Below are 15,563 nucleotides of genomic sequence, written 5' to 3' on the forward strand. Positions count from 1 at the left end.
CCACCATGTCGGAGCGTGCGAACCGGGTGGTGCGGCTGCTGGGCCCACGGAGATCGAACACGGCTGTGCCGCCATCGGCTGCGGTGCTGGCCGAGCTCGGCCTGCCGGCCCGCGAGGTCGTACCGCCGGTGCCGGCCCATGTGCCGGCGGTTCGCGCGGGGGCGTTCGTCTTCACCTCGGGGCAGCTGCCGATCCGGGAGGGCGAGCTCCTCGCCACCGGCAGCGTCGGCGACACCCTCGGCGTCGCCGACGGCCAGGCCTGTGCGCAGTGGTGCGTGCTCAACGCGCTCGCCGCGATCAAGTCCGAGATCGGTGATCTCGCTCAGGTGAAGCGTGTCGTCAAGGTCGTGGTCTACGTCGCCTCGGGTGCGCTCTTCACCGATCAGGCCCTTGTCGCCAACGGTGCCTCGGAGCTCCTCGGCCGGCTGTTCGGCGACGTCGGGCAGCACGCGCGCTCTGCGATCGGTGTCTCGGCGCTGCCGATGGATGCGCCGGTCGAGCTCGAGCTCGTCGTTGAGATCTGACCCTTGCTCGTGTGATGCATCACATATAAGGTAACTGGTATATCAGCATCTGGCTGTGTAGCGCCCCACCGAAGTGCCGCCGCCCGGAGCCCTCTGTGGCACCGACAGATGCTGCTCATCCCAAGCCCTCGATCGGAGTGCGTCATGAGATCATCTACAGGTAGCGGAGACCTTTCGCCGGTGGCGTCGCCACGGCACAGGTCCGAGAGCCAGAACGGGAGCCCGACCCATCCGGCCCTCGACTGTCCTCCCGAGGAGACGGCCAAGAACACCGGGGGCCTCGATCGCGTCGTCTTCGGGGTGACCGCGCTCATCGCGGTCGGCTTCCTGGTCTGGGGATTCGTCAGCACGGACTCGCTGGCGTCGGTCTCGGGGAAGTCGCTGTCGTGGGTGATGGGCAACCTCGGGTGGCTCTTCGTCACCGCCGCGTCGACCTTCGTCGGGTTCGTGCTGTGGCTGGCTTTCGGCAAGTTCGGCAACATCCCGCTCGGCCGGGACGGCGAGGAGCCCGAGTTCCGCACGGTCTCGTGGGTCACCATGATGTTCAGTGCCGGCATGGGGATCGGGCTGATCTTCTACGGCGTCAGCGAGCCGATCAGCCACTACATCGCACCTCCTCCGGGCTCGGTGGGTGACGGCCAGTCCGAGAAGATCCAGACGGCCATGGCCACGACCCTGTTCCACTGGGGGATCCACCCGTGGGCGATCTACGCCCTGGTCGGGCTCGCGATCGCGTACAGCGTCTTCCGCAAGGGGCGCGGTCTGCTGATCAGCTCGGTGTTCGAGCCGCTCCTCGGGCGGCACGCGCACGGCGCGGGCGGCAAGGTCATCGACATGCTCGCGATCTTCGCGACGCTCTTCGGGTCGGCCGCTTCGCTGGGTCTCGGCGCGCTCCAGATCCGCAGCGGGCTCGAGATCGTCGGTGGGCTGGGTCAGACCGGCAACGGCATCCTGGTCGCGATCATCGCGGTGCTCACCGTCGCGTTCGTCTTCTCGGCGGTCTCGGGTGTGGCCAAGGGGATCCAGTGGCTCTCGAACATCAACATGGTGCTCGCCGTCGGGCTGGCCCTGTTCGTCTTCCTGGCCGGTCCCACGGTGTTCATCCTCAGCCTGGTCCCGACGACCGTCGGGTCCTACTTCCAAGACGTCGCGATGATGTCGGCGCGCACCTCGGCCGAGGGATCCGAGACCGCCTCCTGGCTGTCGAGCTGGACCGTCTTCTACTGGGCCTGGTGGCTCTCCTGGACCCCGTTCGTCGGCATGTTCATCGCCCGGATCTCGCGCGGGCGGACCATCCGCCAGTTCGTGATCGGGGTGCTGCTCGTACCGTCGCTGGTGAGCCTGGCCTGGTTCGCCATCTTCGGCGGAGCGGCCATCGACCTGCAGCTGGGCGGTGTGGACATCGCCGGCGCGGGTGGCGTGGAGACCCAGCTGTTCACCACGCTGGAGTCCTTCCCGCTCGCGACGGTGGCGAGCGTGGTGGTCATGCTCCTGGTCGCGCTCTTCTTCGTCTCGGGCGCGGATGCGGCCTCGATCGTCATGGCCACGCTCTCCGAGCGCGGCTCCATCGAGCCGGCGAGGCCGACCGTGATCTTCTGGGGTGTCGCGACCGGTGCGGTCGCTGCGGTCATGCTCCTGGTCGGCGGCTCCGACGCGTTGAGCGGGCTGCAGACGATCACCATCGTCGCAGCGGTCCCGTTCGTGCTGGTCATGGTCGCGCTGTGCGTCTCGCTGGTGAAGGACCTACGCGAAGATCCGCTGGTCGTGCGCGCCCAGTACGCTTCCAAGGCCGTCGAGCAGGCCGTCGTCTACGGGGTCTCGGAGCACGGTGACGACTTCGTCATCAGGGTCTCCCGCGATCCCGACGCGCCTGCCGACGAGCCGGCCGCTGGGGTGACCGCTGAATCGGACGAGGAAGAGGACGAAGACGCGGAGCTGCCCAGGTCGGCCAGCTAGCACGAGTCGCGCGAAAGGGAACGGGTGTGGTGAAGCGAGACGCGAACGGCGCGTACTCCGTGGAGGAACCGGTGGAGGCGCTCAGCGTCACCGAGCCGAAGACCTGGGCCGCCGGTGTACCGGCAGTCCGGAAGGCGATGGAGTACGCGCTGACGCAGACGTCGGTGCGGCGTACGGCGCTGACACTGCTGAACCTCAACCAGGCCGACGGGATGGACTGCCCGGGGTGTGCCTGGCCGGAGCCGGGTCACCGGCACAAGAACGAGTACTGCGAGAACGGCGCGAAGCACATCGCCGACGAGGCGACCACGCGTCGGGTGACGCGGGAGTTCTTCGCGCAGCACTCGGTCGCCGAGCTGGACGGGAAGTCGGACTACTGGCTCAACCAGCAGGGCCGGCTGACCGAGCCGATGGTCAAGCGGCCGGGCGCCACCCACTACGAGCCGATCAGCTGGGAGGAGGCGTTCGAGACCATCGGCCAGGAGCTCAACGGCCTGGACTCTCCCGACGAGTCGATGTTCTACGTCTCGGGCAGGCTGAACAACGAGGCCGCGTTCCTGCTGCAGCTCTTCGCCCGCGCGTACGGCACCAACAACCTGCCCGACTGCTCGAACATGTGTCACGAGTCGAGTGGCTCGGCGCTCAACGAGACGCTGGGGATCGGCAAGGGCAGCGTCCAGCTCGAGGACATCTACAACGCGGACCTGGTGTTCGTGGTCGGCCAGAACCCGGGCACGAACCACCCGCGGATGCTGTCGGCGCTCGAGGAGACCAAGCAGCGCGGCGGCAGGGTGATCGCGGTCAACACGCTGCCCGAGGCGGGACTGATGCGGTTCAAGAACCCGCAGAAGGCCCGGGGCGTGGTCGGCCGCGGCACCCAGATCGCGGACCAGTTCCTGCAGATCCGGCCCGGCGGTGACCTGGCGCTGTTCCAGATGCTCAACCGGCGTCTGCTCGAGTCCGACCGGGACGCGGGCGGCGGGGTCCTGGACTGGGAGTACATCGCGGAGTACACGACCGGCTTCTACGCCTTCGCCGAGCAGGCCCGCGCGATCACCTGGGAGACGGCGCTCGAGGCCACCGGCCTCACCCGCGAGGAGATCGAGGCGGTCCACGAGCAGGTGCTGGCCAGCCGCTCGGTCATCGTCTGCTGGGCGATGGGACTGACCCAGCACAAGCACGGGGTGCCGACGATCCGCGAGGTCGTCAACTTCCTCATGCTGCGGGGCAACATCGGCAAGCCCGGGGCCGGCGTGTGCCCGGTCCGCGGCCACTCCAACGTGCAGGGCGACCGGACGATGGGCATCTGGGAGAAGATGCCCGACTCCTTCCTCGACGCGCTCGGTGCCGAGTTCGGGTTCGAGCCGCCGCGAAAGCACGGGTACGACTCGGTCGACGGTGTCCGGGCGATGCGGGACGGGAAGGCGAAGGTCTTCGTCGGGGTCGCCGGCAACTTCGTCCGGGCCATCTCGGACAGCGACGTCGCCGAGGCCGCGCTGCGGAACTGCCGGCTGACGGTGCAGGTCTCCACCAAGCTCAACCGCTCCCACACGGTGGTCGGGGATACCGCGCTGATCCTGCCCACGCTGGGCCGCAGCGACGTCGACGTCCAGGCGAGCGGCGAGCAGTTCGTCACCGTCGAGGACTCGATGAGCTCGGTGCACGCCACCCGCGGCAAGCTTCCACCAGCCTCGCCGGACCTGCTCAGCGAGGTCGCGATCGTCTCCCGCCTCGCGCAGGCCACGATCGGTGAGCGCCACCGCATCCGGTGGGCCGACTTCGAGGCGGACTACGGCCGGGTCCGCGACCGGATCGCCCGGGTGGTGCCGGGGTTCGAGGACTTCAACGAGCGGATCAAGGAGCCGACCGGGTTCGTCCTGCCCAACCCGGTCAACTCCGGCGTCTACCGCACCCCGAGCGGCAAGGCCGTCTTCACCCGCAACGACCTGACCTGGCTGGAGGCCCCTCCGGGTCACCTGATCCTGCAGACGCTGCGCTCCCACGACCAGTGGAACACCATCCCGTACGCCATGGACGACCGCTACCGCGGCATCCATCACGCCCGTCGCATCGTGATGGTCAACCCGGCCGACATCGACGAGCTGGGGCTGACCGACGGCGACCGCGTCGACATCATCGGCGTCTGGGAGGACGGCGTCGAGCGGCGCGCGCCCGGGTTCACCCTGGTCGCCTACCCGGCGAGCCGTGGGTCAGCGGCTGCGTACTATCCGGAGACCAACGTCCTGGTTCCGCTCGACAGCGTCGCCGAGGGCAGCAACACCCCGACGTCGAAGGGGGTCGTGGTTCGCCTGGCGCTCGCCGGTGCGGAGTCGGACTGACGCGGTCTCTGGCTGTAGATTCGTACCTGTGAAGAGGCCTCGAAGTTCCAACCGCCCACCCTGGATCGCATTGAAGGGTGGGCGGGCCTGATGGACAGCCAGACATTCCTCAGCATGGGACTGGTGCTGGTCTTCGTGCTGGTCGGCGGCGTCTTCGCCGCGACCGAGCTGGCGTTGGTGTCGCTGCGGGAGAGCCAGCTGGCCGCGATGGAGCGGCAGGGGCCTCGCGGTGCGCGGGTGGCGGAGGTCGCCCGCGACCCCAACCGCTTCCTGGCCGCGGTGCAGATCGGCGTGACCGTCGCGGGGTTCCTCTCCGCGGCCTACGGCGGGTCGACGATCGCTCCTGACGTGGCGCCCTACCTCGAGCGCCTCGGGATGGGGGAGGCGCTCGCCGAGACCACGGCGCTGATCGTGCTGACCCTGTTCATCGCCTACCTCTCCCTGGTGCTGGGTGAGCTGGTGCCCAAGCGGCTGGCGCTGCAGAAGTCCGCCGGCATCTCCTTGGCCGTCGCGCCCGTGCTGGACAGGTTCGCCAGCGTGATGCGGCCGGTGATCTGGCTGCTCTCGGTCTCCACCGATGCCGTCGTACGCCTGCTCGGCGGCGACCCGAAGGCCTCGGCCGAGCAGGTCTCGGAGGAGGAGCTGCGCGAGATGGTCTCCACCAACCAGGACCTCGAGGAGGAGGAGCGGCGGATCCTCCGCGACGTCTTCGCCACCACCGAGACGACGCTCAAGGAGGTGATGCGCCCGCGCGGCGACGTCACCTTCATGCCCGCCTCGATGCCGCTTCCCGCGGCCGCCGAGAAGGTGCGCGACCTGCCCTACTCCCGCTACCCGGTGACCGGCGCGGGCTTCGACGACATCCTCGGTTTCCTGCACGTACGCGACCTGCTCGGTGTCGCCCCGACCGACGAGCGCACGATCCGCGACGTCGCTCGTCCGGTGCTCGCCCTGCCGGGGAGCAAGCGGGTGATCCCGTCGGTCGCCACGATGCGCGAGGGCGGCACCCACCTGGCGATGGTCGTGGACGAGTACGGCGGCACCGACGGCATCGTGACCCTCGAGGACCTCGTCGAGGAGATGATCGGCGACATCCGCGACGAGTACGACCACGGCGAGGCCCGCATCCGCGACCACGGCGACCTGTCCCGGATCGACGGCGCGATGACGATCGAGGACTTCGCGGACACCACCGGCATCGAGCTCGAGGACGGCGGCTACGAGACCGTCGCCGGGTATCTCATCTCCCGGCTCGGCCACATCCCGCAGGTCGGGGAGGTGCTGGTCCTTCCGGGCGGCACCCTCGAGGTGGCCGCCCGGAACGGCAACCGGGTCACCGAGATCGCGCTGCGCCCCGAGGACCGACCTACGGCACCGGAGTGAGGACCGTGCCGTCGGCGAGCCAGCGGTCCAGGTTGTCGAGGGTCAGCTGCTCCATGGCGGCACGGGTCTCGACGGTGCCGCTGGCCAGGTGGGGGAGGAGGACCACGTTGTCGAGGTCCATCAGCTCGGCGGGGACCGTGGGCTCCTCGGCGTAGACGTCGAGCCCGGCGCCGGCGAGGCCACCCTCGAGCAGCAGCTCGATCAGTGCCTCCTGGTCCACGACGGAGCCGCGCGCGATGTTGATCAGGTAGCCGTCGGGCCCCAGCGCCTCGAGCACCTTGCGGTCGACGAGGTGCTGCGTACCGCTGCCGCCGGAGGTGGCGAGGACCAGGATGTCGACGTCGGCGGCGAGCTGCGCGGGGGAGGCGGCGTAGGTGTAGGAGGAGCCGGGGACCTCGCTGCGGGAGTGGTAGGAGATCGGGCAGCCGAACGCCTCGAAGCGGGTCGCGATCGCCTGGCCGATACGGCCCAGGCCCAGGATGCCGACCCGCTTGCCGGACACCTTGCGGGTCAGGGGGTAGGTGACGACCTCGGGCCAGTCGCCGCGGCGTACGAACCGGTCGGCGGCGCTGAGGCCGCGCAGGGTGTCGATGGCGAGGCCGAGCGCGGTGTCGGCGACGCAGTCGGTCAGCACGTCCGGGGTGTTGGAGACCAGCACCCCGCGCGCGGCTGCGCCCTCGACGTCGGTGGTGTCGTAGCCGACGCCGAAGTTGATGACGGCGCCGAGCGCGGGCAGCTGCGCCATCAGCTCCGCCGGTACGCCGGTGCGGCCGGTGGTCACCACGGCACCGATCGAGGGGCCGTGCTCGGCGAGGAATGCGGCCCGGGTGTCGTCGACCGGCAGGACCAGGGAGTCGTAGCGGTCGGTGAGGGTCGCGGCCAGCGACGGCTTGAGCGGTCCTACCTGGAGGATGCGGCGGGTCACGGTGTCTCCTGTTGTTCGGGTGGCCGTCAGATGACGGACTTGACGAGGGCGGTCAGCTCCGCCAGCTCCGGCTCGGTGAGGTCGGTCAGCGGGGGACGTACGGGGCCTGCCGGACGGCCGGCCGCGGTGAGCCCGGCCTTGACGATCGAGACGCCGTAGCCGGCCCCGCGGTCGCGGATCGCGATGTAGGGGACCACGAAGTCGCGGAGCCGGGCGAGCACATCGTCGCGGTCGCGGTTGCGTACGGCGTCGTAGAACTCGACCGCCCACCGCGGCGCGAAGTTGAAGATCGCCGAGGAGTAGGTGCTGACGCCGAGCTCGAGATAGGGGAGGGCGTACGTCTCTGCGGTGGGCAGGCCACCGACGTAGAGCAGGCGGTCGCCGAGGCGGGCGTTGAGCGTGGCCAGCAGGTCGATGTCGCACACGCCGTCCTTGAAGCCGATGAGGTTGGGGAACTCCTCGGCGAGACGGACGATGGTGTCGGCGTCGTAGCGGGCGTTGGCGCGGTGGTAGACGATCACGCCGAGCGAGGTGGCGGAGCAGACGCGGGCGACGTGCTCGTACAGGCCGCGGCCGGGCAGCTCGGTGAGGTAGGGCGGCAGCAGCAGGATGCCGTCGGCGCCATCGGCCTCGGCACGCTGCGCCATGGCGACGGCTTGGGAGGTGCCGTAGCCGGCCGCGCCCATCACCGGGGTGCCGTCGCCGACCTCCTCGACGGTGGCCCGCAGGACCCGGGACACCTCGTCGTGGGTGAGCGAGAAGAACTCGCCGGTGCCGCCGGCGGCGAAGAGGCCGGCGACGTCGAAGCCGGCCAGGTGCTGCAGGTGCGCGCGGTAGCCGTCCTCGTCGAAGGCGTAGTCGGCGGTCGCGTGCGTCACCGGGAACGACAGCAGGCCGGCGCCGAGGGCGTCACGAAGCTCGGTGGGGGAGTAGCGGCCCATGGGGTCTCCTCAAGGGTTTCGACGACGTCGGAGATCCCGAGGCTAGGTAGCGATCATGATACGCGTCCAACATCGTCCCTGCATCGCTCGATGCTCTATCAGCATTGCCCGACGTGCTTGACGTCACACAAACTCGCTCATACGGTTCATCCACGAATGACAACGACGTCCACATATGCAGACGTCGCCGATCGACTGGAGGAACAGTCGCATGAACTTTCGCCCCTCGCTGCGGTCCCGTTTCGGTCTCGCAAGCGCCTCGCTCATGGCTGCCTCGCTCACCCTCTCGGCGTGCGGTGTCGCCAACTCCGACAGTGCCGGCGCCGCCGGCGACACGGTCCGGATCGTGCTCCCGCAGGAGCCGCCGACCCTCGAACCGTGCGATGCCAACCTGACCTCGACGGGCGTCGTCGTGCGCTCCAACATCACCGAGCCGCTGGTCGAGCGCGACCCCGCTTCCGGTGAGCTCCAGCCGCTGCTCGCCACGGAGTGGGAGCAGACCGAGCCCACCAAGTGGACCTTCACCCTGCGTGAGGGCGTGAAGTTCTCCGACGGCTCAGCCTTCGACGCCGAGGCCGCCGCGCACTCGATCGACCGCGCGGTCAACGGCACCTTCGGCTGCAATGTCGAGGGGTACGTCTTCGGTGACGACGACCTCCAGGTCAAGGCCGTGGACGCCACCCACCTCGAGGTGGTCACCGCCGAGGCCGACCCGATCCTTCCGCTGCGCCTCTCCTTCATCGAGGTAGTGCCCGCCTCGACCAGCGACACCGCGAAGGTGCGCGAGCCGATCGGCACCGGTCCCTACAAGATCGAGGACTGGCAGAACGGCACCAAGCTGACCCTCGCGGTCAACGACACCTACTGGGGCGAGGCTCCCGCCTTCAAGACCGCGGAGTACCAGTGGCGTGAGGAGGGCAGCGTCCGCGCCGCCATGATCACCAACAACGAGGCCGACATCGCCACCGGCCTCGCGCCCGAGGACCTCTCCGGCGACGCCGCGGTCCGCTACCCGAACAACGAGACCACCGCGCTGCGGTCGACCGGGACGTACGCCCCGCTCGACGACATCCGGGTGCGCCAGGCGATCAACTACGCGATCGACCGCGAGTCCATCGTCGACAGCCTCTTCGAGGGCTACGCCGAGGTCGCCTCGCAGCTGGTGCCCGAGGGCGTCGTGGGCCACAACGCCGAGCTGGAGCCGTGGCCGTACGACCCGGAGAAGGCCAAGTCGCTCATCGCCGAGGCGAAGGCCGACGGGGTGCCGACCGGCACCAAGATCCGGCTGATCTCCCGCAACGGCCTCTTCCCCAAGGTCGGCGAGACCGTCGAGGTCGTCCAGAAGGCGCTCGAGGACATCGGCCTCAACGTCTCGATCGAGATGATGGACACCGCCGCGTCGGTCGAGTACCAGTCCCGCCCGTACCCCAAGAACACCGGGCCGTACATCATCCTCGTCCAGCACGGCAACCAGGCCGGTGACGCCCAGTTCTCCGTCGACCAGTACATGCTCAGCGACGGCGCTCAGTCGACGTTCGGTACGCCGGAGTTCGACGCCCAGATCGGGGCCGCCGACAAGGCCGAGGGCGATGACCGCCAGACCGCGTTCGCGGGCATCTTCGCCGACGAGCCGGAGAAGGTCTCGCAGTTCGCCTACATCGCGCACATGACCGGGATCATCGGCGAGTCGGACAACGTCGAGTACGAGCCCAACTCGGCGACCGGCGACGAGATGCGCGTGACCGAGATGAAGCCGGCCAAGTGATCCCGGCCGCGACTCACCCAGGAGGTCATCGATGGTGACGTTCCTCCGCAAGCGAGCCCTCACCTCGCTGCTGCCGCTCGTCGTGGTGCTGCTCGGGGTGTTCTTCCTGGCCCGCCTCACCGGTGACCCGGCCAGCCTGTACCTGCCGGAGAACGCCACCGAGGCCCAGAAGGAGACCTTCCGCGCCGTCAACGGCCTCGACCTGCCGGTCTGGCAGCAGCTGGTCGACTACCTCCAGGGCATCCTCCGCCTCGACTTCGGCACCTCGCTGAGCACGGGTGAGTCCGCGGCCGCGATGGCGTTGCGGGCCTTCCCCGCGACGCTCCAGCTGGCGATCACCACGATGCTGATCGCGGTCGTCCTCGCCGTCGTGATCGGCTCGTGGGCTGCGTATCGTCCGAACTCGCTGGCCGACCGGTTCGCGTCGTTCCTCTCGATGACCGCCGCGAGCGTCCCCGACTTCTGGCTCGCCATCATGGGTGTCTGGGTCTTCGCGGTGATGCTCGGGGTGCTGCCGACCTCGGGTGTCGACGCCGGGCTGCTGTCGTGGGTCCTGCCGATCGCGACCCTGCTGCTGCGCCCCGTCGGCGTGCTCACCCAGGTGGTGCGGGGCGCGATGGTGGCGGCCCTGTCGGCGCCGTACGTCCGGCTGGCGCGCAGCAAGGGTGCCGACAGCCGTCGGGTCGTCGCGCACCACGCCCTGCGCAACGCCGCCGCCCCGGCGCTGACCGTGGCCGGCGACCTGGCGGTCGGTCTGGTCAACGGTGCCGTGGTCGTGGAGTCGATCTTCGGCTGGCCAGGCATCGGCAAGCTGATGATCGACTCGATCACCGGCCGCGACTTCGCCATCCTGCAGGCGGCCGTGCTGCTCACCGCAGTGACGATCTTCCTGCTCAACATCGCCATCGACATCTGCTACGCCCTGCTCGACGCCCGTGTGCGCGACAAGGCGATGGTGTGAAGGAGGAGAACTGATGAGCACCAGCTACTGGCGGATGCTGCTGCGCGACAAGGTCGCGACCGTGGCCGCCGTGATCCTCTGCTTCATCCTGCTCGTGGCGGTCTTCGGGCCGGTCCTGCTCGGCAGCGAGGCCAACGCCCAGGACCTGACCCGAGGCAACAAGGCCCCGCTCGAGCTCGACGGCTGGCTCTACGTACTGGGCACCGACTCGCTCGGGCGCAGCGTCCTGGCCCGGATCGTCGTCGCGACCCGGACCACTCTCGGCGTCGCCATCCCCGCGGTGCTGATCTCGCTGGTCGTCGGCTCGGTGATCGGCATGTGGGCCGGCTACCACCGTGGTTGGCGCGAGACCCTCGTGATGCGGATCGCCGACGTGATCCTGAGCTTCCCGTCGCTGCTGATGGCGGTCGTGGTGCTCTACGTCTACTCGCCCAGCCCGCGCAACATCGTGATCGTGCTGGCGATCACCCGCATCCCGATCTACCTGCGCACCGCGCGGGCGGAGTCGGCCGAGCTGCAGAGCCGGGTCTTCGTCGACGCGGCCCGTACGTTCGGGGCGGGGAGCTTCAGCATCATCCGACGCCACGTCTTCCCGATCGTGCTGCCGACGCTGCTGACGGTCGCCACCCTCGACTTCTGCTACGTCATGCTCGCCGAGTCGTCGCTGAGCTTCCTCGGCATCGGCATCCAGGCACCCGACGTCAGCTGGGGCCTGATGGTGGCCCAGGGGCAGAACTACCTGCAGACCGCCTGGTGGCTCTCGTTCTTCCCCGGCCTGGCCATCGTGATCGCGACGGTGTCCGCCGCCGTGCTCGCCGCCTGGGTGCGGCTGGCCACCGATCCCGCTCAGCGATGGCGACTCACCGTCCCGAGGCGGCAGCGTCGCCGCGCCACCCCGGCCGCAGCCCCGACCGTCACCCCGACCGTCACCGAGACCGTTACGGAGGACGCCCAGTGAACAGCGCTCTGACCGAGAATGCCGTCGCCCTCGACGTCGACGGCATGAGCGTCGACATCCGCACACCGCGCGGTGTCGTCCGAGCCGTCGACAAGGTCACCTTCCAGGCGCGCCGGGGCGAGACCCTCGCGCTGCTCGGGGAGTCGGGCTGCGGCAAGTCGATGACCGCCACCGCGGTCGTCGGCCTGCTGGAGCCGGTCGCCGACGTGACCGAGGGTGCCGTCCGCATCACCGGCGACGGCGGCACCACCGATCTGCGGACGGCCTCGGCGAGGCACCGGCGCGACATCGCCGGCAAGGAGCTGGCGATCGTCTTCCAGGACGCCCTCACCGCGCTCAACCCGGTCTACACCGTGGGTACGCAGCTGGCCGAGCCGTTCCGGATCCACCGCGGCCTGTCCAAGAAGGCCGCCCGCAAGGAGGCCATCGAGCTGATGCGCCGGGTCGGCATCCCCGAGCCGGAGACCAGGGTCGACTCCTACCCGCACCAGTTCTCGGGCGGTATGCGGCAGCGGCTGCTGATCGCGATCGGCGTGGCGCTCTCGCCGGCCGTGCTGCTCGCCGACGAGCCGACCACCGCGCTCGACGTCACGGTCCAGGCCCAGATCATGAGCCTGCTCAAGGACCTGCGCGAGGAGCGCGACATGGCGGTCGTGCTGATCACCCACGACCTCGCGCTGGTCTTCGAGCAGGCCGACCGGGTCGTGGTGATGTACGCCGGCAACGTGGTCGAGCAGGGCCTGGTCGAGGAGGTCTTCGGCTCCCCGAAGCACCCCTACACCGCCGGCCTGCTGGAGTCGGTGCCCGTGCACGCCGAGCGCGGCGCGGAGCTCAAGTCGATCGGCGGTTCGCCGCCCGAGCTGGCCGCGATCCCGGCCGGCTGCGTCTACCAGGACCGCTGCCCGATCGCCCGCGACCGCTGCCGTGAGGAGCGGCCCGCGGCCCGCGAGGTCGCCCCCGGCCACCTGTCCGCCTGCCACTTCCCCGACGAGGTGAACCGATGAGCGAAGCACCGCTTCTCGAGGTCCGCGACCTCACCAAGATCTTCCCGGTACGCCACGCCGGCAAGCGCAAGGAGCTGCGCGCCCTCGACGGCGTCACGCTCGACCTGCACCGGGGCGAGACCCTCGGCCTGGTGGGGGAGTCCGGCTGCGGCAAGTCCACGCTGGCCCGCACGCTGCTCATGCTGGAGACCCCCGACGGCGGCTCCGTACGCTTCGACGGGGTCGACCCGACCACGACCAGGGGCGCCGAGCTGCTGGCGTTCCGGCGCCGGGTCCAGATGGTGTTCCAGGACCCGTTCGCCTCGCTCAACGCCCGGATGTCGGCCGGCGACATCGTGAGCGAGCCGTGGCGTACGCACACCGGTCTCCACAAGACCTCACGTGAGCGAGCGGCCCGGGTTCGGGAGCTGCTGGGCCTCGTCGGGCTGCGGCCGGGCGACGCCGGGAAGTATCCGCAGGAGTTCTCCGGTGGCCAGCGGCAGCGCCTCGGGATCGCCCGCGCGCTCGCGCTCAACCCGGACGTGATCGTGTGCGACGAACCGGTCTCCGCGCTCGACCTCTCGGTGCAGGCACAGGTGCTCAACCTGCTCAACGACCTGCAGCAGGAGCTCGGAGTGGCGTACCTGTTCATCTCGCACGACCTCTCGGTGGTGCGGCACGTGGCCGACCGGGTCGTGGTGATGTACCTCGGCCGGATCGTCGAGCAGGGCGAGACCGAGTCGACGTTCGAGCGGCCCCAGCACCCCTACACCGGCGCGCTCCTGTCGGCGGCGCCCTCGCTGGACCACGAGCGCAGGCGCGAGCAGATCATCCTGTCGGGTGAGATCCCCTCGCCGCTCAACCCGCCGTCCGGCTGCCGGTTCCGGACCCGCTGCTGGAAGGCGACCGACGAGTGCGCCACCGCGCTCCCGCCGCTCGCCATCGACCCGGTCGACGGCGCTCACACGGCCGAGTGCTTCCATCCACTGGGAGCGGAGGAGCAGGAGCTGGCCGCGGCGCAGGTGGGCTGATGGGGCTCTCGCTCGGGTCCTTCGCGCTGGTCGCCGTGGCCGTCGTCCTGGCCTCGGCGCTCCAGGCCTCCATCGGCTTCGGGATGGGCATGCTCGCCGCCCCGGTCGTCGCCCTGGTCGATCCCGGGCTGCTGCCCGGCACGCTGGTGATGCTCGCCTTCGTGGTCACGGTCATGGTCGTCGTCACCGAACGGCAGCACATCGACCTCGGCGGCACCGGCTGGGCGCTGTTCGGCCGGGTGCCGGGGACGATCGCCGGAGCGCTGCTCGTCGCGGCGCTGCCCGAGCGGGGTCTCGCGCTGATGCTGGCCGGCGTCGTGCTGCTCGGTGTCGCGCTCAACTCGCTGGGCTGGCAGCCGCGGCCGGTGCGCCGCAACCTCGTCACAGCGGGTGCGGCCTCGGGGCTGCTCGGCACCGCCACCTCGATCGGCGGGCCGCCGATGGCGCTGGTCTGGCAGCAGAAGCACGGCGCCGGGCTGCGCAGCTCGATGAGCACGTTCTTCCTGGTCGGCTCGGCCCTCTCGTTCCTCGCGCTGGCCGCCACCGGGTCCGTCGACCAGCGCACCCTGCTGGTCACCGCGGCGCTGGTGCCCGCCCCGTTCCTCGGCTGGGGGCTGTCGCTGCTGCTCAACAAGGTGATGTCGCCGGTGCGGCTGCGGCGTACGGCGATCGGGGTCTCGATCTTCGGTGCCGTCGTGCTGGTGGTCGACCAGCTCCTCGCCTAGCTTCTGCTCACCGGGTTGCGCAGCGGCCGGCCCTCGGCCAGGGCGTCGACGTTGTCGGTGATGTCCTGCGCACGCTGGGCGAACACCTCGACGGTGTGACCCGACTGGTGCGGGGTCAGCACGACGTTGGGCAGCTTGGTGAAGTCGAGGTGCGAGGGCGGCGGAGCGTCCGGGTCGCGGGGGTTGCGCCACCACACGTCGATCCCGGCGCCGGCGATCGTGCCGGCGGTGAGCGCGTCGTGCAGCGCCTGCTCGTCGACCACCGGACCTCGGGCGACGTTGATCAGCACGGCGCTGGACCGCATCGCGGCCAGGGCGGCGGCGTCGATGAGCCCGCGGGTCTCCTCGCTCATCGGGACGGTCACGACGACCACGTCGGAGGCGGCCAGCAGCTCGTGCAGGGCGGAGTCGGGGCCGACCCAGTCCAGCTCGACGCCCTCGGGCACAGGCGCGTCGGGGTTGCGGCGTACGGCTCGGACCTTCATGCCCAACGCGGAGCCGAGGCGGGCGACGCTGGAGCCGATCTCACCGAAGCCGACGAGGCCGAGAGTGCGGCCCGCGAGCACGCCGCCGAAGGGGTAGTCCCCGGCCACGAGCACGTTGCTCCACACGCCGCGGCGCATGTCGGCCTCGGACCGCAGGACGCCGCGCAGCAGCATCATCGACACCATCATCACGTGCTCGGCGATGGAGCGGCCGTGATGGTAGGTGTTGGCCAGACGTACGTCATCGGGCAGCGCCTCGAGCGGGATCTTGTCGACGCCGGCACCGGTGACGTGGACCAGCCTGAGCCCGGGCATCGAGGCCAGCAGCTCCGGCGTCGCCGGGGTGGCCGAGGAGCAGACCAGCACGTCGGTGGTCGGGGCCACCTCGGCGATCCGGGGGTCGTCGCCCCAGGCGAACGTCCACTCGTGGGGCGAGTCGCCGTTCCGGGTCAGGACATCGGTGAATCTGGCCATGATCGGCTCGGTCACGAGCACGTTCAGCGGCGCGGACGGGGGAGTGGAGGTCACCCACGTATTCTGTCAGCGTCTACATCTGTGGACAAGGTCTCCATATGAAGTCAGGACGA

General features: G+C 69.9%; 13 protein-coding genes. 10 read left to right on the forward strand and 3 right to left on the reverse strand.

Annotated elements, in window-relative coordinates; translation table 11 throughout:
• Positions 1-5 precede the first annotated feature (5 nt).
• The 4 genes from ACIRON_RS09300 to ACIRON_RS09315 all read left to right on the forward strand — a co-directional run bounded on the left by ACIRON_RS09300 (position 6) and on the right by ACIRON_RS09315 (position 6,202).
• Entirely contained in the window at positions 6-524 is a 519-nt protein-coding gene (locus tag ACIRON_RS09300; RefSeq protein ID WP_402991939.1) for a RidA family protein, read from the forward strand.
• A 180-nt stretch (positions 525-704) separates the two neighbouring features.
• On the forward strand, positions 705-2,480 hold the full coding sequence (locus tag ACIRON_RS09305; protein WP_402991942.1) for a BCCT family transporter: 1,776 nt from the start codon (positions 705-707) through the stop codon (positions 2,478-2,480).
• A 29-nt stretch (positions 2,481-2,509) separates the two neighbouring features.
• Positions 2,510-4,819 carry an FdhF/YdeP family oxidoreductase gene (locus tag ACIRON_RS09310; protein ID WP_402991945.1) on the forward strand — a complete coding sequence of 770 codons (2,310 nt, stop codon included), beginning with the start codon at positions 2,510-2,512 and terminating at the stop codon, positions 4,817-4,819.
• Positions 4,820-4,909: 90 nt separating this feature from the next.
• Entirely contained in the window at positions 4,910-6,202 is a 1,293-nt protein-coding gene (locus ACIRON_RS09315) for a hemolysin family protein (RefSeq protein ID WP_402991948.1), read from the forward strand.
• Here ACIRON_RS09315 and ACIRON_RS09320 read toward each other — a convergent pair.
• Both ACIRON_RS09320 and kdgD read right to left on the reverse strand, forming a co-directional pair.
• Positions 6,186-7,127, reverse strand: a complete 942-nt coding sequence (locus tag ACIRON_RS09320; protein ID WP_402991951.1) for a 2-hydroxyacid dehydrogenase — start codon at positions 7,125-7,127, stop codon at positions 6,186-6,188. The two genes, ACIRON_RS09315 and ACIRON_RS09320, sit on opposite strands and share 17 nt — an antisense overlap.
• 26 nt (positions 7,128-7,153) lie before the next feature.
• Positions 7,154-8,068: a 5-dehydro-4-deoxyglucarate dehydratase gene (gene kdgD, locus ACIRON_RS09325; protein ID WP_402991954.1), complete on the reverse strand. Its 915-nt coding sequence runs from the start codon at positions 8,066-8,068 to the stop codon at positions 7,154-7,156.
• A 211-nt stretch (positions 8,069-8,279) separates the two neighbouring features.
• Between kdgD and ACIRON_RS09330 the strand changes: the two genes are divergently transcribed.
• The 6 genes from ACIRON_RS09330 to ACIRON_RS09355 are packed head-to-tail and all read left to right on the forward strand — an operon-like array spanning position 8,280 to position 14,491.
• Complete coding sequence (locus ACIRON_RS09330) at positions 8,280-9,833, forward strand: ABC transporter substrate-binding protein (protein ID WP_402991957.1); 1,554 nt, start codon at positions 8,280-8,282, stop codon at positions 9,831-9,833.
• A 31-nt stretch (positions 9,834-9,864) separates the two neighbouring features.
• A complete protein-coding gene (locus tag ACIRON_RS09335) occupies positions 9,865-10,794 on the forward strand; it encodes an ABC transporter permease (protein ID WP_091048109.1) in 930 nt (309 codons plus the stop codon).
• 13 nt (positions 10,795-10,807) lie between these two features.
• A complete protein-coding gene (locus ACIRON_RS09340; RefSeq protein WP_402991960.1) occupies positions 10,808-11,752 on the forward strand; it encodes an ABC transporter permease in 945 nt (314 codons plus the stop codon).
• Between the two features lie 44 nt (positions 11,753-11,796).
• Positions 11,797-12,756, forward strand: a complete 960-nt coding sequence (locus ACIRON_RS09345; RefSeq protein WP_402992188.1) for an ABC transporter ATP-binding protein — start codon at positions 11,797-11,799, stop codon at positions 12,754-12,756.
• Complete coding sequence (locus tag ACIRON_RS09350) at positions 12,753-13,766, forward strand: ABC transporter ATP-binding protein (RefSeq protein WP_402991963.1); 1,014 nt, start codon at positions 12,753-12,755, stop codon at positions 13,764-13,766. The genes ACIRON_RS09345 and ACIRON_RS09350 overlap by 4 nt, the downstream gene beginning before the upstream one ends.
• Positions 13,766-14,491, forward strand: a complete 726-nt coding sequence (locus tag ACIRON_RS09355; RefSeq protein ID WP_402991966.1) for a sulfite exporter TauE/SafE family protein — start codon at positions 13,766-13,768, stop codon at positions 14,489-14,491. Before ACIRON_RS09350 ends, ACIRON_RS09355 begins: the two co-directional genes overlap by 1 nt.
• Here the strand turns inward: ACIRON_RS09355 and ACIRON_RS09360 are convergent.
• A complete protein-coding gene (locus ACIRON_RS09360; RefSeq protein ID WP_402991969.1) occupies positions 14,488-15,504 on the reverse strand; it encodes a 2-hydroxyacid dehydrogenase in 1,017 nt (338 codons plus the stop codon). The genes ACIRON_RS09355 and ACIRON_RS09360 overlap by 4 nt on opposite strands.
• Positions 15,505-15,563 lie beyond the last annotated feature (59 nt).

It is taken from the genome of Nocardioides sp. NPDC101246 (genome assembly GCF_044767415.1).
Lineage (GTDB): Bacteria > Actinomycetota > Actinomycetes > Propionibacteriales > Nocardioidaceae > Nocardioides.